Origin of the sequence: Streptomyces albus subsp. albus (assembly GCF_000725885.1) — a bacterium.
Classification (GTDB): domain Bacteria; phylum Actinomycetota; class Actinomycetes; order Streptomycetales; family Streptomycetaceae; genus Streptomyces; species Streptomyces albus.
This window is the reverse complement of sequence record NZ_JODR01000001.1, coordinates 94933-115400: the sequence shown is the minus strand read 5'-3', so window position 1 is coordinate 115400 and position 20468 is coordinate 94933. Positions and strand designations below refer to the sequence as shown.

Genomic DNA, 20468 nt, shown 5'->3' with positions numbered 1-20468 from the left:
GCAACGGTAGTCCCGCCGCACCCCCGCCGGGCGCCGGTCTCAGCCTTCGAGCAGCCGTTGCCCCACGTATTCGCCCTCGGCCGGGCCGCCCGGTACGGCGAACAGACCACTGGCCTCGTGCCGCAGGAAGGCCGACAGCGCGTCGCCCCGGTCGAGCTTGCGCTGGACGGGCACGAAACCGCGCAGCGGGTCCGCCTGCCAGGCCAGGAAGAGCAGCCCGGCGTCCGGGGAGCCGTCGTCGCGGAAGCCGTCGTGGAAGGAGAAGGGGCGGCGCAGCATCGCGGCCCCGCCGTTCGTCTCGGGCGCCGCCACCCGGATGTGGGCGTTCGCCGCGATCACCGGCAGCCCGTCTGCGCCGCGCTTTTCCAGGTCGGGCGCGGTGTGCTCGTCCCCGCCGGACAGTGGGGCGCCGTTCGACTTACGGCGTCCGACGACCTTCTCCTGTTCCTTCAGCGACTGCTTGTCCCAGGTGTCCAGCAGCATCCGGATGCGCCGCTGCACCACATAGGAGCCGCCCGCCATCCAGGACGGCTCGCCCGAGGAGGGCACGAAGACGCGCTCGGTGAAGTCGTCGTCGTCCGGGGAGGGGTTGTTGGTGCCGTCCAGCTGTCCCATCAGATTGCGGGTGGTGCGGGGCCGGTCCGTGGCGCCCGGCGAACGGTTGAAACCGGTCATCTGCCAGCGCACCCGTGCCGTGCCCGCCGCCTCCCGCTGGAGGGCGCGCAGTGCGTGGAAGGCGACCAGTGCGTCGTCGGCGCCGATCTGCACCCACAGGTCGCCGTCGGAGCGCTTCTTGTCCAGCGCGTCCGCGGAGAAGTCGGGCAGGGGGGCCAGCTGCTCGGGCAGCCGGTCCTTCATACCCGTACGGGTGAAGAACGACCGGCCGAAACCGAACGTCACCGTCAGCGACGCGGGGCCGGCGTCCAGCGCGATCCCCGTGTCCTGGTCGCCGTCGCGCGGCGGCTGTCCGGCCATCATCCGCCGTGCCGCGTCCGACCAGCGGCGCAGCAGTGCGGCGGCCTGTTTGCGGCCCGCGTCCGGCACCAGGTCGAAGGCGAGCAGATGGCCGTGCGCCTGGGCCGGGGTGAGGATGCCCGCCTGGTGGGTGCCGTGGAAGGGCACCCGGGAGGAGCCCAGCGAGGACAGTGCCGGCGGCGGGTCGCCCTGCGCCGCCGAGTGCGCCCAGGCGCCGCCCGCCCCGCCGAGCACCAGCCCGGCCGCGCCCGCCGCGGAGGCGCCGCCCAGCAGCCGCCGGCGGGACACCCCGGCGCCGCTGCCCGCGCCCGCCGCGTGCTGTTGCGGGGCCGTCTTTCCGGCAGTCCCCTCCGCGTGCCCGTCCGGGGCACCGCGCTGCGCGCCGGGCCTGCGCCGGGTGGCCCCCGCGGTGCCGGGTGCGTCGTCCGGGGCCGTGGCGCGCTGGGCGCCCGGCTTGCCGCCGCCTGCGGTGCCGGGCCCCCCGGTACGCCGGGTCTTCGCGGGCCGCCCGGCGCGCGGGGTCTTCTTTCCGCCGCCCGGTGCGGGGGCGGGGACGGCGCCGTCGCCGGTGGTGTCCCCGGCGGTGTGCTTGTCGCTGTGCGTGCTCATCGTGTCGCTCGGTTCCGGCTCAGCCGATGGTGGCGGTCTTGTACGCGGTCACCTGGTCGATGTCCGAGGTGCGGACGGTGACGGCGACTTTCCATTTTCCGGGCAGGGGCAGCCGGACGTCGGGAGCCTTCCAGCGCCCCTTCTCACCTCTCACCGGTTCGGGCGTCACCGACAGGGGCCCGAGGTCCTTCGCGGGGAGGGTGAAGGAGACCTTCACCTCGGGGGCCTCGACGGGCCGGCCCGCGGGGTCGGTGGTGCGCAGCTCCAGGGTGTTCTCGCCGCTGGTACCGGGGTCGAGCTCCAGCTCCGCGGTGCCCTTGCCGCGGGGGCCGCCGGTGTCGAAGGGGATCTTCACGTCGACGGGCCCGGAAGCGCCCTGCGAGGCGCCGCCCGCCGCCCGTGCCTGCTCCTCCGTACGGGCGGGTTCGGTGCTGGTGAGGACGGTGGTGACGATCAGCAGGACGACCGCGATCCCGGCCTCGGTGAGGACGGAGCGGCGCAGTCCGCTGCGCTGCGGATCGGCCTCGCGCTGCCGGCGCCGCCGGGCGGCGTTGGCGGCGGCCCGCTGCCGGGCGAGCTGCGCGGCGCGTACGGGGTCGGCCGGTGCGGCCCCGTCACCCTCGGGCTCGTCCCCCTCGCCGGCCGGGGGAGCGCTGGGCCGCGTGGTGCCGGCGGCCCGTGCGGTGCCGGCCGGCGTGGCGGCGCGTTCGGGGCTGCGGCTGCCGGGGACGGCCGCCGCGCGGGCGGCCTGCGGGCGCTCGCCGGCCGCCGGGTCCTCCGTCAGACGGGCCGTCCACCGCCGGGAGAACCAGCCGACCGCCACCAAGGCGGCCACCAGCACGACCTTGACGATCAGAAGCTGTCCGTACGAGGTGCTGGTGAGCGCGTCCAGGGTGCCCACCTGCCGCCACGACTGGTACAGCCCCGTCGCGGCGAGCACGGTCACACTGGTGAACGCCACCCGGGAGAAGCGCCGCGCTTCGGCGCCGGTGGGCGACGGGCCCCAGCGCAGCAGGCAGAAGAGTGCGGCCAGTCCGCCCAGCCACAGGGCGACGGCCAGCAGGTGCAGCACGTCCACGGGCATGGCTACCGCTGTCTGGAGGCCGGTGGAGGCGTGCTCGGCCATCGCCCAGGTGGCGGCCAGACCGGCGGCCACGACGGTGCCGCCGATGGCGAGCCCGTAGCGCAGGTCGCGCCGCTCGCGCACCGCTTCCGCGCCGTCGGTCCCGGTCCCCTCGGCGGCAGTCCCGTCGGGCTTCGCGCTGCCGGTGCCCGCGTCGGCGGCGGCTCCCTGCGTGGCGCCGCCCGTACGGCCGTCCGTGTCCCGGCCGCCGTTCTCACGCCGTGCGTACGCGCCGAACAGCACCGAGACGAACAGTCCGGCCGCCGCCAGCAGCAGCAGCCGGGAGACGAGTGCGGCGCCCGGCTTGGTGGCCACCACGTCGCCCAGTCCGCCGAGGTCGGCGACATCGGCGAGCTTGCCGGACCCGGTGTAGGGGTTGCGCAGCAGCAACAGCGCCAGCGTGGCCGCCGTCAGCACGGTCCAGCCGGTGACGGTCAGCCGCTGCACGGCGCGGGAGGAGGCGGCCCGCGGCGCGCACAGCAGCACGAACGCGGCCCCGCCGATCAGCAGCACGTACCCCGCGTACGCGGCGTACCGGCCGATCCCGTACAGCGTGCCTACCGCGCCGCCGCCCGTGTTCTTGTCCTCCTGCGGGACGGTGGCGGTGGTCTTGGAGGGCTTGCCGACGGAGAAGGTGAACGCGCCGGAGACGGGGTGGCTGTCGGCGGAGACCGCCTGCCAGGCGACGGTGTAGGTGCCCTGCGGGACGCCCGGCTTGAGCGAGACGGTGCGCTGCACCTTCCCGGCGGTGCCGGTGTCGCGGATTTTCCCCGTGTCGGCGCGTTCGCCGTGCGGGTCGAGGACCCGGATCGAGTCCTCGGACATGGTCACGCCCTCGGAGAAGTCGAGCGAGACCTGCTCGGGCGCGTCGCGCACCACCGAGCCCTGGGCCGGATCGCTGCCCGTGAGCGCGGCGTGCGCCGCGGCAGGGGACGCGGTGGCCAGGACGCCGAGCAGCGCCAGGCCCCCCAGCAGTGCGGCCAGCAGCGCGCGGGGAAGCACGCCCGGCCGGGCGGCGGACCGGCCGGGCGCCAGGGCCCGGCCGACGGTGCGTCTGCGGGGTTCGGTGGTGTGCGGCACGCCTGCGACCTCACTTCTCGGGTGTGTAGTTCGTCGCTTCGACCGGGGCCTTGACCGTGACGGAACCGGACTCGGCGAAGTGCAGGACGAAGGTGACCGTCTGGCCCTTCACCGGCTTGCGCTCAAGATCCATCAGCATCAGATGGTTGCCGCCGCGCCCCAGGGTGAGGGTGCCGTGGGCGGGCACCCGCAGGGAGTCGACCTTCTCCATCCGCTGCTTGACGGTCCTGTGGATCTCCACCTCGCCCGCCACGTCACTGCTGACGGAGGTGAGTTCGTCGGCCGTGCCGCCGCTGTTGCGGACGGTCAGGAAACCGCCGGCCATCTTGTCGGTCGGCGGCTGCGGCACGTACGCGCCGCTGATCTTCAACTGCGGGCGGCTGCTGTCCGAGGCGGTGCCCTTGCCCTTGCCGCCGCCCGCACCGCCGTCGTCACCGGACGAGGAGCAGGCGCCGAGCGCCAGGGTGAGGGCGGCGCCGCACGCGACGGCGGCGAGCGGCCGGCGCACCGCGCGGGACGGACGGGCGCTCACGGCTTCTCCCCCTTGACGATCTTGGGGAGTTCCTTCTCCAGGATGCGCGGGTCGGTGTTGCCCTCCGTGTAGAGGACGTGCGCCTTGTCGTCCTTGGGCGAGAACGCCAGCAGCTGGGCGCCGTGCGTGGAGACGATGTCGCCGTTCTTCTTCTTGTACGACGGCTCCACGCTCACGCCCACGCTCCGGGCGCCCGCCTGGATGGTGTCGAAGTCACCGGTCAGCCCGATGAAGGACGGGTCCTGGCCGCGCAGCCACTTGCCGAGCTCCTTCGGCGTGTCCCGCTTCGGGTCGGTGGTGACGAAGACGACCCGCAGGTCCTTCTGCTCCTCCTTGGGCAGCTTCGACTTGGCCACCGCGATGTTGCTCATCGTCAGCGGGCACACGTCCGGGCAGTTGGTGTACCCGAAGTACAGGAGCGTGGGGTGCCCCTTCGTCTCCTCGATGAAGTCGTAGGTCTCGTCGTGGGTGTCGGTCAGTTTCAGATCGGGCTTGGCGAAGGGCTGGTCGAGGACCGTGCCGCCCTTCTTCTGCTGCCCGCCTTCGACCTTCGCGGGCCGGTCGGCGGCCTTGTCGCCGCTGTCGGAGGAACCGCAGCCGGTCAGGGCGAGGGCGGCGGCCACGGCGAGGGTCGCTGCTGCGGTGGCCGTTCTCGTGGTGCGCATAGTGCTGGTCCGCATCGTGCTGGGGGACAGGGGAGGGTGCGGGGGCGGTGCGGCCCCGGCGCGGTGGCCCGGGCCGCACCGCCCCTCGCGGGTGTGGGTCAGGCGCGACGGCGTCCGGCGAGGACGCCGTAGGCGATGCCCGCGGCGCCGACGACGATGCCCACCACGCCCAGGACCCGGGCGGTGGTGTCGGAATCGGAGTCCGTGCCGCTGTCGGAGGAGGCCGCGGCTGCTTCGGCGGCCTTGCCGTCACCGGCGGAGGAACCGTCCGTCTCCTCCTGCTGGGCGGCGGTCAGCTTCAGCACCGGCGCCGGGTTCTCGGGCTCGGGCTCGCCCTTGCGCGGCTGCTCGATCCACCGTACGACGTCATCGTCGTCGTAGGTCTGGAGGGCCTTGAACACCAGCTGGTCGCCGTCCTCGGGCAGTTGCCCCATGGAGACGGGGAACTGCTGGAACTGGCCCGGCTCGACCTTGCCGCCGCTCCAGGTGACCTTCGAGACCGCCTCGGTGATCTTCTCGCCGTGGGAGACCAGCGGCTTGTCGAGCTTCTTCTTCTCGACCTTGACGTCCCAGCCCGGTACGGGCTGCGGCATCACGGAGACCAGCGGGTGGTCGGCGGGGAAGGTGACCTCCAGCTTGACGGTGGAGGCGTCGTCCTTCTCGTTGGGGACCTTGAAGTTGACCGTGCTGTAACCGCCCTTGGGCGCCTGTTGCGGGTCCACGCTGACGTGGGCGGAGGCGGGGCCGGCGACGAGCAGGACGGCGCCGGCGGCGAGCGCACCGACGGTGACGACGCGACGGTTGGCGATCTTCATGAGTGTGCTCCTGAGTGGCACGGAGAAGTGACAGGACCGGGAGCGGGCGGACGCGCGGGCACACGGCACGGCAGTACGGCGCAGGCAACCGGCCCGCGCGCCCCGCGTCCCCGCAGCACTCGGCCGGCACGGCAGCCGGTACCGGACCGTCGTCGGCCCGGAGGGCAGCCGGGCCGTCGTCGCGGTGACGAGGGCGGACCGGTGCCCCGCGGGCGTCACGGGACGACGGCGGTCGGCGGCCCGAGAGCGACCGTGCACGACCGCGAACAGTCAGTGGCCGCACGCGAGCCGGGGCCCGGTGCCGTGGGGGTGGGGGCGCGGGAGGGGCGCTGTGTCCGTGCCGGGCCGTCAGGCCGCGAGCAGGAAGGCGTCCGCCCGGCGCGCGGGCGGTCCGCGTCGGGCGAGCGAGTGCTCCAGCGTGACGGAGGGCGGTGCCACCTCGTCGCGGGGTGGCCCGGAGGCGGACCGCGGCGGCGTCCTGGGCAGCAGCCCGGCGTGCAGGGCCCTCACGTAGGCCAGGGCCCGGCCCAGGGCGAGTGCCGCGACGAGTTCGTCGGCCGCGGCGGCGGTGTCGGCGGAGAGCCGCACCAGGCGCCACAGGGCCGCCTCACCGCGCCGCAGCAGCAGGCCGAGCAGCAGCGCGGCGCACAGGTGGCCGAGGAGCATGGGCGCGTCGAACATGCCGACGGCGGCGCGTGCCGCGTCCCGCAGGCAGTCGAGCGGCGTTTCGGGGAAGGGCGTGCCGGTGACGGCGTGCACCCCGGCGTGCCCGGCGTGGCCCGCGCCCTCGGCGCCGCCGGTGGCGGCTGCTGCGGCTTGCGGGTCCAGTCCGGCGCGGGCGACGACACGGCGGGCCTCGGCCTCGCTCATGCCCATCGCGCTGTGGTTGCACAGCAGTTTCCCGGCGAGCGCGCGGACCCCGCCCGGGTGCCCGGGGGAGCCGCCCGCGGCCTGCCCGGAGCCGCCGGCCGGCGGCGTGGAGCCGAGGGAGAAGACCAGGTGCAGCGCGAACTGCCCCACGGCCAGGAGCGCGGCGATGCCCGGCAGGGAGCGTTCCCGGCCGGCGAGGGCGAGGGCGACGAGGAAGACGCAGCCGAAGCCCAGCGCGAGCGGACCCGGCGGTATCGCCGCGTCGGCGGCGAGGAGGTGCCCGGCGGCGGACACGGTGACGCAGACCGCGGCGAAGATCGCGGCCCGCAGCACTCTCAGGTCCGTACCGGCAGTCATGGCCGCGCCATCATCTCACCGCGCGCGGCTGCGGTGAACGGCAGGTCCGGCAGTGCTCCGCCGGGCTTCGAGAGACCTCTGGAACACCGGCAGGGCCCGCGCGGGCGGCGCGGCGCGGCGCGGGCGTTTCCGCCGTACGGGGGTCATCGTGACGGCGCCGCGTACCCGTCCGGTGCGCAGGCAATAGGTAAGCCGTGTGTCGAGCCGCGTGGAGGGTGAGCATGAGCAGCCTGTGGTGGTCTCTCCGGCTACGGCGCGAAGCCGCCAGTGTGCCGCTCGCGCGGCATCTCCTGCTGAGCTCGATGGAGGCGGCGGGGGTCGATCCCGAGGTGGCCTACGACATGTCCCTGGCGCTGTCCGAGGCGTGCGCGAACGCGGTCGAGCACGGCAGCGCGGACGGTGAGCCCGCGGGCGCGTACCGTGTCTCCGCCTATCTGGAGGGCGACCGGTGCCGCATCGAGGTGGCCGACACGGGGCCGGGTTTCCCCGTCGGTCATGACGGGGCCCGCTGCGCCGACGAGGCGGAGAACGGCCGGGGGCTGTATCTGATCGAATCCCTCGCCGACCACGTACGGTTCCGCAACCGGCCCGGGCAGGGCGGGGCGGTCGTCAGTTTCGACAAGGTCCTGCCCCGGCGCGGGGGTTCCCTGCTGACGGCGTCCTGACCGCCCCCTGCTGCCCGTGTCCCGGCGGGCGGTGGTCACTCCTCGGTGGCGGGCCGCCGCGGTACGGAGTAGTCGCGGTAGCGCAGCAGCAGCATCGCCGCGTCGTCGTTGAGGGTGCCGCCGACGTGCTCCTGGATGTCCTGGTGCACGGCCTCCAGGGCGCCTTCCGGATCGGGGTCCTTGAGCAGATGGGCGCGCTGGTCCAGCGGGTAGAAGTGATTGTCGCCGTCGCGGGCCTCGGTGACCCCGTCGGTGTAGAGCAGCAGCTGGTCGCCGGGTGCGAAGGGCACCTCGTGCGGGCTGGGCGGGTCGCTGCCGTGCAGGCCCAGGCCGAGCGGCAGGCAGCGGCGCGGCGGTTCGGCGAAGTGCACGCTGCCGTCGTGGCGGATCGCCAGCGGCGCGGGGTGACCGAAGTTGAGGAGTGTGGCGCTGCGGGTGCCCTGCCCGTGCGGCACCTCGACGAGTACGGCGGTGACGAACTTCTCGCCCAGCAGGTGTCTGTCCAGGGCCCGTTCCAGACGCTCCCCCACGGCGGGCAGGTCGGGTTCGTCGTAGGCGGCCTCGCGGAAGGCGCCGAGTACGACGGCGGCCGTCTCCACGGCCTCAAGACCCTTGCCCTGGACGTCACCGATGATGACGCGCACCCCGTGCGGGGAGGTGACCACCTCGTAGAGGTCGCCGCCGATGCGGGCGTCGGCGACGGCGGAGGTGTAGGAGACGGCGACCCGCAGCCGGCCGGCGCCGCGCGGTACGGGGCGCAGCAGGACGCGCTGTGCGGCCTCGGCGATGGAGCGCACGTTGGCCAGTTCGGCCTCCCGCCGCTGGCGCATGGCCGTGGCCACCAGGGCGGCGACGGAGACGCCCGCGACGGATATCAGCGTGGCGTTGCCGCGGCGTTCGCCGAACTGGTCGTTGTAGAGGCTCAGAGCGATCGACAGCGCCATCGCCAGCGCCCCGACCAGCGCGGTGCGCCGCTTGCCGCCGGTGAGGCCGGCGAACGCGGGGCCGAGCGCCATCATCGGCTGGAGACCGATCCCCGGCCCGCCCATCATGTCGGCGGCACCGACCGCGGCCATGGCGAGGAAGGGAAACGCGGACAGCAGTCCGGTCCTCATCCGGGAGACCAAAGCGCGCTCTCTTCCTCGTCGGTGACAGGCTCAGCGGGCTTGTGCCGTCACTCCGTCCCCTTGTCCGTGCCGTACCGGCGGGCCTGGTGGGCCCGCCTGCCGGCCGGTTGTGTCCTCCGGTCCGCCCGGCCCGGACGTCCGACGGGGGCGGCCCGGGCGGCCGGAGCGGGTCTCCCCCGCGCCGGCTCACCCGTCCGTACCGTCCGTTTCCTGCCCGGTGCGTCCCGTTGTGCCCCGGATCCGGGGCCTGCCGCTGTGCTCGGATCTTAGGCCGTGAACCGGCCCTCAGGCCCGGAGTTCGGCCATCCAGCTCTCGACATCGAAGCTGCTGCGCGGCAGCGCCGCGGACAGGTTCCGGTTGCCGTCCTCGGTGACCAGGATGTCGTCCTCGATGCGCACGCCGATGCCGCGGAACTCCTCCGGCACCGTCTCGTCGTCCGCCTGGAAGTAGAGCCCCGGCTCGACGGTCAGGCACATACCGGGCTCCAGGGTGCCCTCGGCGTAGGTCTCGCGCCGGGCGACCGCGCAGTCGTGCACGTCCATGCCGAGCATGTGACCGGTGCCGTGCAGGGTCCAGCGGCGCTGGAGACCCAGCTCCAGCACGCGCTCCACCGGCCCTTCGAGCAGCCCCCACTCGACCAGCCTGGTGGCCAGCACCCGCTGGGCCGCGTGGTGGAAGTCGAGGTACTTGGCGCCCGGCTTGACGGCGGCGATGCCCGCCTCCTGGGCCTCGTACACCGCGTCGTAGATCTTCCGCTGGAGCTCGGTGAACCGGCCGTTGACCGGCAGGGTGCGGGTCACGTCGGCGGTGTAGAGGGTGTGGGTCTCCACCCCCGCGTCCAGCAGGAGCAGCTCGCCGGAGCGGACCGGACCGTCGTTGCGCATCCAGTGCAGCGTGGTGGCGTGCGGCCCGGCGGCGCAGATGGAGCCGTAGCCGACGTCGTTGCCCTCCACCCGGGCGCGCAGGAAGAAGGTGCCCTCGATGTACCGCTCGGAGGTGGCCTCGGCCTTGTCGAGCACGCGGACGACGTCCTCGAAACCGCGCACCGTCGAGTCGACGGCCTTCTGCAGCTCGCCGATCTCGAACTCGTCCTTGACCAGCCGCAGCTCCGACAGGAAGCCGCGCAGCTCCTCGTCCCGCTCGGCGGTGACCTTGTCGGCCAGCGCCGCCTCGACACCGGCGTCGTGGCCGCGCACGACGCGCACCGGGCCGGTCGCCTTGCGCAGCACGTCGGTGACCGTGCGTACGTCGGCGCACGGCAGACCGTACAGCTGCTCGCTCTCGGTGAGGCTGTGGCGACGGCCGACCCACAGCTCGCCCTGGCCGTCCAGCCAGAACTCGCCGTTCTCCCGGTTGGAGCGGGGCAGGAGGTAGAGCGTGGCGCGGTGCCCCCGCTCGCCGGTGGGCTCCAGGACGAGCACCCCGTCCTCGGTCTGGTTGCCGGTGAGGTAGGCGTACTCGACGGACGACCGGAAGGGGTACTCGGTGTCGTTGGAGCGGGTCTTGAGGTTGCCCGCCGGGATGACCAGACGCTCGCCGGGGAACCGTTCCGACAGCCGCTCGCGGCGCCGGGCCACCTCGGCGACCTGGGCGATCGGCTCCAGGTCCCGCTGCTCGGTGTCGGCCCAGCCGGACTTCATGTTCTCGGCCAGCTCGTCGGAGACGCCCGTGTACAGGCCGTTCTTCCGCTGCTTGATCGGCTGTTCGTCAGCGGCGTCGTCTGCCACGTCTGCCTCCTCTTGGACGGATAAAACCACCTTCCATCGTATGGGGGGCACACGGCTGGTCCAGAGCCGTGCGGATGTGACCTTCAGCCTGCGGGGCGCGGCGCCGTGCCGGACCCGCCGCGGCTCCGGGTGCCGGGGCCGCGGGCCGGGTGCCGGGCCGGAAGCGGGCGGTCAGAAGCGGGCCGCGAGCACCACCACGTCCTCGGGGTGGTCCGGCAGATCGGCCAGGGGCTCGGGCAGCACCGTGCGCAGCACGTGGTCGACGAGCGCCTCCGGGTCCTGGCGGGTGGCCCGCGGCGCCCCGGCGGCGGCCGAGCGCAGCCGGGCGAAGGCGCGGTCCATGGACTGGCCGGTGCGGTGCAGCAGCCCGTCGGTGTAACACAGAAGCGTTTCGCCTTCGGCCAGGACGACCTCCGCGCTCGGCGCCTCCCAGCAGGCCAGCATGCCGAGCGGGGCGGAGACGGCGGTCTCCACCGGCTCGACCCGGCGGGGCCCCACGATCAGCGGTGCGCAGTGTCCGGCGCCGGCCAGCAGGATCTTGCGGGTGGCGGGCTCGGCGTAGGCGAACAGCGCCGTGGCCGAGGCGGCGGGTTCGGTCAGCCGCAGCAGCAGTTCCAGATCGGAGAGGACGGCGACCGGGTCCTCGCCCTCCATCACCGCGTACGCGCGCAGGGAGGCCCGCAGCCGGCCCATGGCGGCAACCGCCGCGGGGCCCTCGCCGGTGACCGAGCCGACGGCGAGCCCGACGGCCCGGTCGGGCAGCGGCAGCGCGTCGTACCAGTCGCCGCCGCCCGCGGGCGTCGTGCGGTGCCGCACCGCCAGCGTCACCCCGGGGAGCCGGGGCAGGGTGGCGGGCAGCAGTTCCTCGCCGAGGACGGCGGACTCGGCGCGGGTGCGGGCCAGTTCGCCGAGGCGGGCGCAGTGCTCGGTGGCGTGCCGCAGGTATCCGCCGAGCAGTTCGCGCTGGCGGGCGGTCGGTTCCTGGGGGTCGTCGTAGAGCCAGACGGCGTCGCCGAGCCGGGTGCCGGAATCGGTGCGCAACGGGACGGCGTAGGTGGCGGCGTAGCCGAGGCGGGCGGCGACCTGCCGGTGGTGCGGGGTGAGCTGCCGGTCGGCGGCGATGTCGGGGCAGGCGACGCCGGGGCCGGCGGCGGGCGCGGGCTCGCTGCCTGCTGTGGGGCAGGGAACCGTCTCGAGTTCACCCAGATCGGCGCGTTCCAGGCCGAGTCCGATGGTGCGTTCGGGGGTGAGGCCGGGCCGGGCCGTGGGCCGGGTGCCGGGGGCGAGGACGACCATGCCGCGGGAGGCGCCCAGCAGCGCGGCACCGGCGCGCAGCGTCTCGCGCAGCGCACTGCCGAGGCAGTCGGTGCGCAGGAGGCGGGTGGTCAGATCGAGGAGGGCGGACAGATCGCAGATCCGGTCGCGGTCGGCCGGCAGGCTCTCGGCCGGGGCGCAGGCGTCGGGAGGTGCGCCGCTGCCGGCCCGGCCGACGGTGGCGCGGGCGGCGGCGGGCACGGCCGCCGGGGCCGGGACCGCCGGCCCGGGAGCCGCCGCCGACGGTGCCACGGGGGAGGCCGGGGAGGAGGTGGCCGGGGAGGAGGCCGGAGTCGGCGGGGACTCGGCCGAGCCGGACGAACCCGCCGCGGCCGGGGAGTTCGGGGAAACCGGTGGTTGGATTCCAGCCACTTTCGGCAGGCGCCGGGAGCTCATGGGCGGTGGCTCGGTTTGCGGGTGAACTGTCTCAATAGCATCGCGAACCCCCATGTCGTACTGCTCCGCCATCAATGCCACTACATGTACACATGCTGCTGGGGCATGTCCAGCATGTGTACCGCGGTGCCGAGCATGTCCGGGGAACGGTGCCGGCTCACGGGGGCAGGCCGAGGGTCGGAAAGATTGGCTGAAAATTGCTTACCTGGCATGCATACTGCGGTCGACTGAGGCCATTCGGCAGCGCGTTGGCACCGCAGCTGCGGGTACGGAACCCTGTGGGGAAACATGGCGTCCTAGTAAGCAGCGGGCCCCGCCCGCTCTTCACGGGACTGCACCAGTCGCGGGATTGCACCAGGCAGCACGGACGCGGTACGAGCGGATTCCGGGGTACCTCCCAGCCCGGGGCTGGGGGAGTTCTCGGCGGGCAACGAGCAAGTACGAGCAGTATCGGCGCAGGTGGCAGCCCGGAACGCGAACGCCATGTGTGCGCCACCCCCGCCCTGTTCCACGCTCGTCCCGCAGCATGACGCGCTGCTTGGCACGCACGGTAATCGCATCACGTCGTGTAGTGGTCTGGGGGGCGATCGGCACGGTCAGTCGGCGTTCGGTCAGCGAAGATCAGCGCGGTCGCCCGGTCGGGCCGGTCCGTCCGGCCCAGGCAGGTGGTGTTCCCCGCGCCGTTCGCAGGTGGTTCGGCGGATCCGGCGTTGTCGATGTGTTCGATGTGTTCGGCTTTGCATTGTTTGCTTAGTAGGCGTTGTCCGGCGTTGTTCGGCGTTCACGGAAAGGAACGAGCGCTCATGCGCGAGATCCCCGGAAGGCGACGCTCCCTGCGGCCCTGGGCGCAGCTGTGGAGTCGGCGGTTCAGAACGCGGCCCGGACGGTATCCCCAGGGTTCCGAACTGTGGAACACGGCGCTGACGGCGGCCATCGAGTGGCAGTGGCCCGTCGTCCCGGGCGCCGCGCTGGCGTCCTGCGCGGGACGCGGTGAGGCGGCCGTCTGCGCGTGCCGCGACCCCGAATGCGTGGTGCCCGGCGCCCACCCCTTCGACCCCGTGCTGCTCGCGGCCACCACCGACGAGGCGATGGTGCGCTGGTGGTGGACCAACCGCCCCGACGCCCCCGTCATCCTCGCGACCGGCGGCACGGCGCCCTGCGCGCTGAGCCTGCCCGCCGTCGCCGGGGCCCGCGCGCTGGCCGCCTTCGAGCGCACCGGCGTGCGGCCGGGACCGGTCCTGGCGACCCCCACCCGCTTCTCCGTGCTGGTCGAGCCGTACGCCCTGGAGGAGCTGGGCGAGCTGCTGTACGCCCAGGACTGGGTGCCCAGTTCGCTGCGGTTCCACGGCGAGGGTGGCTATGTCGCGCTGCCCGGCTCGGTCACCGGGGCCGGCAAGGTGCGCTGGGAGCGCGAGCCGGAGCGCGACGCGCGGGGCCGCCTGTGGCTGCCCCGTCTGGAGACGCTGCTCGACGTCCTCGTACGGGAGAGCGCGGCGACCCCCGACACGGGCAGCCGGCTCAGCTACTGACCGTCCGCCCGGCCGCCGTCCCGGCTGCCGACCGCTCGCGGCGGCCGGGGGCGGGCCGGAAACAGGTGCACGACCCGTTCACTCGAACGGGTCACAGCGGTGCGGAGTTGTGGGGAAAACGGACGCCCGACGCGCGCGTATGCCGCCTTGACCCCGATATGTTCACCTCATCAGTCGGCCCGCTTCCCGCCCGCTCACCACCGCGTCGCATCCCCGCGCCCCGCTTCTCCGTGTCACCACGTCCGTCCCCGTTCCGCTCCGTCCAGGTGGGTCCTCTCATGCTCCAGCCGCAACAGCGCGCGCCCCGGCTCGGCGTGATCGCCCTCGCCAGCACGGTGGGGCTGATCGCCGCGCTTCCGCTCGCGGCGGCGGTCGCCGGGGAGGACGCCCGGCTGGCGGCCAAGGCGTTCGAGGCCGCTCAGCCCCGCCAGGTGCGCTCCGGGCCCGAACGTCCGGCGTCCTTCTGCGGCAGGGAGAGCACCGCTCCCGAAGGGGTGAGCCTTCGCACCTGTGTGCGCACGCAGGGTGACGAGGTCTGGGCCCGCGCCGCCTACCGCAACGCGACCCGCAGCCCGTTGCCGGCGGTGCTCACCCTGCGGGGACCGGACGGGCGCACGGTACGGGTGCACTGCACGCTCCAAGGCGACGGCAGGCACCGGACGTGCGAGACGAAGCGCACCGGCGCCAGGGAGGTCCGCGGCGAAGCGGCGGTACGGGAGGCCTACACCGCCGTCGCCGAGGTCAGCTCACCCGAGGGGGAGCGGCGTTGGCTGCGGGCCGGGAGCAACTCACCGGCCGTCAGAAGGAGTTAGGGCGATCGCTCGCCCACCCGTACGGGGACGCCCCGTACCGGGCGTCACGGCCCACAAAAAGAACCCGGTCGCTGGCGACGGGGGATGCACCAGCGACCGGGCTCCTAGAACCGTAACAAGAGATCGGCGGTTAGCAAATTCGATCGCCCGGATCCGGACGCCGATTTACCTGGGAGTAGGGCAAGTTGGACCCCCGATGTGAGCCAACTCACGGTCACAGGTTCTCCGTGAAGCCTCTACCGAATCTCCCGACTGCCCTCAGTTCAGCGTCACCTGACGGTTGATGAGACCGCTGCGCGCCCGGCGCTCCTCCGCCTTCAGCGGCGCCGTCACCGCCAGCGCCTCACCGAGCCGCTCGGCGAACGCGGCGGCGGGCTTCTCGCAGTCCTCCGCGGTCATCCCGGACGGCAGGTCCCACACCGGGACCGTCAGCCCGTGCGCACGGAACGAACCCACCAGCCGGGAGCTCTCGGCGTCCGTACCGGCCGCGGGCCCGCCCAGCGACGAGGCACTCGCCGCGTGCAGCCGCGCCAGCGCGTCCAGCAGCTGCTCCTCCGGGTGGATCATCACCCAGCGCAGATGGTTCTTGTCCGGCACCTGGCACCAGTAGGCGCCCTCCACGCCGGTCAGCCGGGCGGTGGGGATGGCGGCCGAATTCGCGCTCTCCAGCGAGGCGGCGACCTCGCCGGTCGGCTGCTCCTCGCCCTCCAGCCAGAACTCGAACCCCGAGTGCACCTGCGGCGTGAACGGCGCGTCCAGGTCCAGCAGGTCCTGGAGGCGCGGCCCCTGCGGATCGGCGCGGCCCGCGTCGACGGGGGTGCCCGGCTCGGCGGCCAGCGCACGGGTCAGCGTGTCGGCCAGATCCCGGCTCAGGTCACCCGAGGCGGTGTCGTTCTGGAGGCCCAGCAGCACCTCGCCGCTCTCCCGGCGCAGCGCGGGCCACGCCATCGGCAGCACCGTCGCCAGCGTCACCGCCGGCACACCCTCCGGCAGGCCGTCCTTGAGAGTCAGCCGGGCGGTGGCCGCGGGTACCAGCTCGCGCAGCGCGACCCAGTCCGCTTCCCCCGGCAGTCCCTCGAACGGGCGACGCACCAGCTCGGTCGCGGCCTGCGCGGCGGCCCTTCCGTGGCACGCCTTGTAGCGGCGTCCCGAACCGCAGGGGCACGGCTGGCGCGCCCCCACGACCGGGTAGTTCCCGTCGGCCGCCGCCCTCGCGGGGGCCCCGGTGGCTGTCTGGGGTCGGCGCTTCTTTGCCATGCGAGCGGTTCTCCAGATGTGCGGCATGTGTAGGCGCCGCGATCCTAGTGGCTGCCGGGTACGCGGCGCTGCCCGCGTGACGCGGACCCGGCCGCCGTACGCCGCCGGGGACCGTGCCGGGGCCGTACGGGGCCGTTCGGGGCGGTCCTGGGACGGTGCGGGGGACGCTGTGGGCTTCCCCGTGCTGCCGTGGGGCGCGCGTCGTACCACCGTTGGGGCGCGCCGTGCGGCCGGTGGGTGCCGTAGCTGTGCGGCCCGTGGGCGCCGTACTGCCGTGGAGTCGCACCCCGGGTGGACGCCGTGCGGCCGTGGAGCCGTACCACCGTGCAGCCGTACCCCGGTGGGCGCCGCACGGTCTTGGCTGCGGCGACCGCCACCGTGACCGGCGGGACGTCGCTCGCCCGTGGTTGCCGTTACCGGCGGGACGTCGCCGGCGGTGTTACCTGAGCTCTTCCACGGAGGCGAGGTCGAAGCCGCCGCCGTGTTCGCCTTCCAAGCCGCTGTCGAGACCCTCCAGACTCGCGGCGACCCGGCCGCTGAAGGAGGTGTCGGGGCGTACGACCGCCCAGACCGTCACTGCGGGCTCGTCGTCGGCGACGGCACGGTCCGCGATACCGGCGGCCGGGGCGCGGGTGGCCCGGCCGGCCGGCTCGGACCGTACGCCCCAGTCACGGGCCAGCGCCGTGATGATGGCGAGCCCTCTGCCGCCGCGAGCGGTGACCGACGGATTGGCCGGAAGTGGACGGGTCGGACCACCACCGTCGGTGACCGCGATGGTCACCTCGCCCCGTGTGTCACGCCGCCACGAGGCCCGCACGGTGGGGGTGCCGTCGTCCGCCCCGTGCGCGGCCGTCGGACCCTCCGCCAGCGGCCGTGCGTGACGGCACGCGTTGCTGAGAAGTTCCGAAAGAATCAAGATCGCATCGTCGACGACCGTGTCCGGTGCCCCGCATGCGCGGAGTTCCTCGCGCATCCTGCGCCGTGCGACGCGTACACCCGACGGACCATGGGGCACGGCCATGGTCGACGAAGTAGGCACCTCCTGTGCCACCACCAACGCCACCCCCGAGACCTCCTTTGCCCCACGCCATCCGGATGAATGCCCCCGACGAGTGCGGCGGAAACCGGCCACATCCGTTCTCTTGACGCACTGGCCGTACTGCCGTAGGCGGCGCATGCGCCGGGGCACGGCACCCCGGCGCCGGGGGACCGGCGGCGTCAGGACGGGGGCACACCGAGCCGGTCGAGGACCTGCCGGGGCCGGTTGGTGATGATCGCGTCGACGCCGAGCCGTACGCACAGATCGACGTCCTCCGGCTCGTCCACCGTCCACACGTGCACCTCGTTGCCCGCGCGGTGCGCCCGTGCCACGTACTCCGGGTGGGCCCGCAGCAGCCGGATGCTCGGCCCCGCCACGCGCACCCCGTTGGGCAGGCGCCCGTCGCGGTGCCGGGGGAGCAGGAACTGCATCAGGAAGACGGTCGGGATGTGCGGCGCCGCCGTACGGATGCGCTGGAGGGACCGTGCGGAGAAGCTCATCACCCGCACGGGTGTGCGCGGCCTGCGCCGGTCCAGCAGCTCCAGCAGCCGCTCCTCGACCTGGCCCGCCCAGCGGGTGGGGTGCTTGGTCTCGATGGCGAGCGCGACCGGCCGCGGCGCCTCCTCCACCAGCGTGAGCAGCCGTTCGAGGGTCAGCACGGAGGTGCGTTCGGGGTCGGCCGTGCCGGTGCCGTTCCGGGCGGCGCTGTCGCCGGCGTCCAAGGTGGTGTCCGGCGATTCGTACGGGTCGGCGTGGCGGTCCATCCAGGAGCCGAAGTCGAGTGCGGCCAGGTCGGCGAGCTCAAGTGCGGAGACGGCGCCCCGCCCGTTGGAGGTGCGGTTGACGCGGCGGTCGTGGACGCAGACCAGATGGCCGTCGGCTGTGAGCCGCACGTCGCACTCCAGGGCGTCGGCCCCTTCCTCGATGGCACGGCGGTAGGCGGCGAGAGTGTGCTCCGGTGCCTCCTGGGACGCCCCGCGATGGGCGATGACGGACGGGCGGCGGGCGGGACGGCGGCCCGGCCCGGCGTCGCTGTCGATGCTCACCGGATCATGGTGCCACCGCGGGCGGTGCGTACGCCGTGCGGGGCGAGGCCCGGGAGTGCCTGTCGGCGGTGCGGTGCGGTACGCCGTGCGGTAGGCCGCGCACGGGCGACGCGGGGCGCACGGTGTCCGTCCGCCGCGCGGCCCGACTGCGGCGCAACTGCGCCCGGCCCGCGGCCCGTCCGCGGATACGCCGCGGCCCCTTTCCGGTGCTCAGGGGGCCGCCGACGGTTTCGCCGCAGGCCGGGGGTGACTGCCCGCGCGCCGGGAGGCCGCGTCCGCCGGGAGGTCGCGTCCGTCGGGTGGTCGCCGTCGGGAGGTCCGGACGCGGGGCCGCCGAGGGGCGGTCCGGTGGGGGCGCGCATAGGCTGGGTGCTGTGATCGCGGGACATCACGGGCCGTCGCGGGTGGCGGCGCGGTACGGCGGTGGGCCGTCCGTGCGGTGCGCGCCGTACGCGTCGGCAGAGGACGGTTCGGGGGATACGTCCGGTTTCTTCCGTACTGTTCCGCATCGGCCCGATGTAAGGACGTGGGCGGGACCGCTCAGGAACGGCTTACGCCCGCCTGACGTGCGATGGGAAAAGCTGTCCTTGGATACCCGCATACGTGGCCGCACCCGTCCCTGCGATGTCGTGTACCTGATGAGGAGTGAGCTGTGAGCACCGAGAACGAGGGCGCTTCCGTGCCGCCTGCGGCGGGGTCGGACCCCACGCCTCCGGCGCCGGCCCAGGCCCCGTCCGCCGGCGCCCCGACGAGCGGCGAGGACGGCGACTTCTCGCTGCCCTCCCCCGACCCGTCCGCCGCTTCCGCGTCCGCCACCGCATCCGAAGCGTCCGCCGCGTCCGAAGCGTCCGCCGCGTCCTCCTCCCCTTCGGCCTCAGCCGGCAGCAACGGAACCGCCGCCCGTACGCCGGGTGCCGAGACCGCCGCCGGCCGTACGCCGAACAGTGCCGGTGTCCAGGACGCGGAGGCCCGGCAGGGCGGCACCGCGACGGACACGCTCGTACAGACGTCGCAGGAAGCCTCCGTCGACCCGCGTAGCGAAACCGGAGCACTCACCGCGGAACGCGCAGCCGCCGACGAGGTCCGCCCGGCGCCGGCCGACGCACCGCCGTCGTCCGTCCCGTCCCAGCCCGACACCCCGCCGGTCCCGGCCGCGTCCCCGGCAGCCGCGTCGCCCGATCTGCGCAAGCAGGATCCGACGACCGCCGGCCCGACGGGACCGGGCGGCCCGGCGGGCCCCGCGGGGCCGGGCGCGGGCGGCACGGGACAGCCCGGCGGCTGGGGCTACGGCGCCGGGGACGGCACGCCCCCGCCCCCGCCCCCGTACGGCGGCGCCCCCGGCGGCGGCGTCCCGCCCCACGACCCCTGGGCGATGCCGCCGGGCCCGGGCGCCCCGGAGCCGGGCGGCCGGAAGCGCCGCAACGGCCTGGTCGCCGCGGTAGTCGTCGCGGCCCTCGTGGTGGGCGGCGTCGGCGGCGGGATCGGCTACTGGGTGGCCGACCGCAGCGCCAACGGCGGCAGCACCACGATCAGCTCCTCCGGCGACCCCGGGAAGCTCAACCGCTCCCCCAAGTCGGTCGCCGGGATAGCGGCCAAGGCGCTGCCCAGCGTTGTCACGATCCGTTCCTCCGGCGGCGGCGAGGAAGGGACGGGCACCGGCTTCGTCTTCGACAAGGAAGGCCACATCCTCACCAACAACCACGTGGTGGCCAACGCCGCGCAGGGCGGCAAGCTGACGGCGACCTTCTCCGACGGCAAGAAGTACGACGCACACGTCGTGGGCAACGCCCAGGGGTACGACATCGCCGTGCTCAAGCTGAGCGGCGTCGGGAACCGCAAGCTGGACCCGCTGCCGCTGGCCGACTCCAACAACGTGGCCGTCGGCGACGCGACCATCGCGATCGGTGCCCCCTTCGGCCTGTCCGGAACGGTCACCACCGGCATCGTCAGCGCGAAGAACCGCCCGGTGGCCTCCAGCGACGGCCAGGGCAGCCGGGCGTCGTACATGAACGCCCTCCAGACCGACGCCTCGATCAACCCGGGCAACTCCGGCGGCCCCCTGCTGAACGGACAGGGCGCGGTCATCGGCGTCAACTCCGCCATCCAGTCGGGCGGCGGCGGTGGCGGCATGGACGGCGGCCAGTCCGGCAGCGTCGGCCTCGGCTTCGCCATCCCCTCCAACCAGGCGGACCGCGTGGCCAAGCAGCTGATCAGGACGGGCGAGCCCGTCTACCCGGTGATCGGCGCGACGGTCGAGCTCGGCGGCGAGGGGCGCGGCGCCACCATCTCGCGCACCGGCGAGAACGGGACCGACCCCGTCACCCCGAACGGACCCGCTGACGACGCGGGCCTGGAGCCCGGTGACGTCATCACCAAGCTCGACAACACGGTGATCGACAGCGGCCCCACCCTCATCGGCACGATCTGGTCCCACAAGCCGGGCGAAAAGGTCAAGCTGACCTTCGAACGGGACGGCAAGGAGCGCACCGTCGAGGTGACCCTCGGCACCCGGAAGGGCGACGACTGACC

16 protein-coding genes are annotated in these 20468 nt (G+C 74.0%); 4 read left to right on the top strand and 12 right to left on the bottom strand.

Annotated elements, in window-relative coordinates; translation table 11 throughout:
• Positions 1–39: 39 nt before the first annotated feature.
• The 6 genes from efeB to IO40_RS0100405 form a co-directional block, all read right to left on the bottom strand.
• Positions 40–1584 (bottom strand): iron uptake transporter deferrochelatase/peroxidase subunit, encoded by a 1545-nt coding sequence (efeB, locus tag IO40_RS0100430; RefSeq protein ID WP_016472153.1) that lies wholly within the window; start codon positions 1582–1584, stop codon positions 40–42.
• Positions 1585–1603: 19 nt separating this feature from the next.
• Complete coding sequence (locus IO40_RS0100425; protein WP_033228223.1) at positions 1604–3787, bottom strand: copper resistance CopC/CopD family protein; 2184 nt, start codon at positions 3785–3787, stop codon at positions 1604–1606.
• 10 nt (positions 3788–3797) lie between these two features.
• Positions 3798–4319, bottom strand: a complete 522-nt coding sequence (locus IO40_RS0100420) for a copper chaperone PCu(A)C (RefSeq protein ID WP_030409003.1) — start codon at positions 4317–4319, stop codon at positions 3798–3800.
• A complete protein-coding gene (locus tag IO40_RS0100415; protein ID WP_030409004.1) occupies positions 4316–4984 on the bottom strand; it encodes an SCO family protein in 669 nt (222 codons plus the stop codon). Before IO40_RS0100415 ends, IO40_RS0100420 begins: the two co-directional genes overlap by 4 nt.
• A gap of 98 nt (positions 4985–5082) precedes the next feature.
• Positions 5083–5799, bottom strand: coding sequence for a YcnI family copper-binding membrane protein (locus IO40_RS0100410; protein WP_016472157.1), 717 nt, complete (start codon positions 5797–5799; stop codon positions 5083–5085).
• Between the two features lie 348 nt (positions 5800–6147).
• Positions 6148–7026 carry a hypothetical protein gene (locus tag IO40_RS0100405; RefSeq protein WP_016472158.1) on the bottom strand — a complete coding sequence of 293 codons (879 nt, stop codon included), beginning with the start codon at positions 7024–7026 and terminating at the stop codon, positions 6148–6150.
• 221 nt (positions 7027–7247) lie between these two features.
• Between IO40_RS0100405 and IO40_RS0100400 the strand changes: the two genes are divergently transcribed.
• Complete coding sequence (locus tag IO40_RS0100400) at positions 7248–7691, top strand: ATP-binding protein (protein ID WP_016472159.1); 444 nt, start codon at positions 7248–7250, stop codon at positions 7689–7691.
• 35 nt (positions 7692–7726) lie between these two features.
• Here IO40_RS0100400 and IO40_RS0100395 read toward each other — a convergent pair whose 3' ends face one another.
• From IO40_RS0100395 to IO40_RS0100385, 3 genes are all read right to left on the bottom strand, one after another.
• Positions 7727–8806 carry a PP2C family protein-serine/threonine phosphatase gene (locus tag IO40_RS0100395; protein WP_016472160.1) on the bottom strand — a complete coding sequence of 360 codons (1080 nt, stop codon included), beginning with the start codon at positions 8804–8806 and terminating at the stop codon, positions 7727–7729.
• 297 nt (positions 8807–9103) lie between these two features.
• Complete coding sequence (locus IO40_RS0100390) at positions 9104–10546, bottom strand: aminopeptidase P family protein (protein WP_016472161.1); 1443 nt, start codon at positions 10544–10546, stop codon at positions 9104–9106.
• A gap of 171 nt (positions 10547–10717) precedes the next feature.
• The gene (locus IO40_RS0100385; RefSeq protein ID WP_078659676.1) at positions 10718–12256 is read right to left on the bottom strand and encodes a PP2C family protein-serine/threonine phosphatase; all 1539 of its coding nucleotides are present in this window, start codon (positions 12254–12256) and stop codon (positions 10718–10720) included.
• 803 nt (positions 12257–13059) lie between these two features.
• Here IO40_RS0100385 and IO40_RS34625 point away from each other — a divergent pair.
• A complete protein-coding gene (locus IO40_RS34625; protein ID WP_031174610.1) occupies positions 13060–13785 on the top strand; it encodes a bifunctional DNA primase/polymerase in 726 nt (241 codons plus the stop codon).
• A gap of 278 nt (positions 13786–14063) precedes the next feature.
• Complete coding sequence (locus IO40_RS0100375; protein WP_016472164.1) at positions 14064–14597, top strand: hypothetical protein; 534 nt, start codon at positions 14064–14066, stop codon at positions 14595–14597.
• 258 nt (positions 14598–14855) lie between these two features.
• Here the strand turns inward: IO40_RS0100375 and IO40_RS0100370 are convergent, their stop codons facing one another.
• The 3 genes from IO40_RS0100370 to IO40_RS0100360 form a co-directional block, all read right to left on the bottom strand.
• Positions 14856–15854: a DUF5926 family protein gene (locus IO40_RS0100370; RefSeq protein WP_031174609.1), complete on the bottom strand. Its 999-nt coding sequence runs from the start codon at positions 15852–15854 to the stop codon at positions 14856–14858.
• A 439-nt stretch (positions 15855–16293) separates the two neighbouring features.
• Positions 16294–16827: an ATP-binding protein gene (locus tag IO40_RS38170; protein ID WP_033228225.1), complete on the bottom strand. Its 534-nt coding sequence runs from the start codon at positions 16825–16827 to the stop codon at positions 16294–16296.
• Between the two features lie 245 nt (positions 16828–17072).
• Positions 17073–17939, bottom strand: coding sequence for a glycerophosphodiester phosphodiesterase family protein (locus IO40_RS0100360; protein ID WP_031028013.1), 867 nt, complete (start codon positions 17937–17939; stop codon positions 17073–17075).
• A 652-nt stretch (positions 17940–18591) separates the two neighbouring features.
• Between IO40_RS0100360 and IO40_RS0100355 the strand changes: the two genes are divergently transcribed.
• On the top strand, positions 18592–20466 hold the full coding sequence (locus tag IO40_RS0100355; RefSeq protein WP_031174606.1) for a S1C family serine protease: 1875 nt from the start codon (positions 18592–18594) through the stop codon (positions 20464–20466).
• Positions 20467–20468 lie beyond the last annotated feature (2 nt).

Coding starts and splice junctions, on each gene's coding strand:
- IO40_RS34625 (WP_031174610.1), top strand. CDS start 13,060: ATGCGCGAGATCCCCGGAAGGCGACGCTCCCTGCGGCCCTGGGCGCAG.
- IO40_RS0100400 (WP_016472159.1), top strand. CDS start 7,248: ATGAGCAGCCTGTGGTGGTCTCTCCGGCTACGGCGCGAAGCCGCCAGT.
- IO40_RS0100395 (WP_016472160.1), bottom strand. CDS start 8,806: ATGAGGACCGGACTGCTGTCCGCGTTTCCCTTCCTCGCCATGGCCGCG.
- IO40_RS0100410 (WP_016472157.1), bottom strand. CDS start 5,799: ATGAAGATCGCCAACCGTCGCGTCGTCACCGTCGGTGCGCTCGCCGCC.
- IO40_RS0100415 (WP_030409004.1), bottom strand. CDS start 4,984: ATGCGCACCACGAGAACGGCCACCGCAGCAGCGACCCTCGCCGTGGCC.
- IO40_RS0100370 (WP_031174609.1), bottom strand. CDS start 15,854: ATGGCAAAGAAGCGCCGACCCCAGACAGCCACCGGGGCCCCCGCGAGG.
- IO40_RS0100405 (WP_016472158.1), bottom strand. CDS start 7,026: ATGACTGCCGGTACGGACCTGAGAGTGCTGCGGGCCGCGATCTTCGCC.
- efeB (WP_016472153.1), bottom strand. CDS start 1,584: ATGAGCACGCACAGCGACAAGCACACCGCCGGGGACACCACCGGCGAC.
- IO40_RS0100385 (WP_078659676.1), bottom strand. CDS start 12,256: ATGAGCTCCCGGCGCCTGCCGAAAGTGGCTGGAATCCAACCACCGGTT.
- IO40_RS0100375 (WP_016472164.1), top strand. CDS start 14,064: ATGCTCCAGCCGCAACAGCGCGCGCCCCGGCTCGGCGTGATCGCCCTC.
- IO40_RS38170 (WP_033228225.1), bottom strand. CDS start 16,827: ATGCGCGAGGAACTCCGCGCATGCGGGGCACCGGACACGGTCGTCGAC.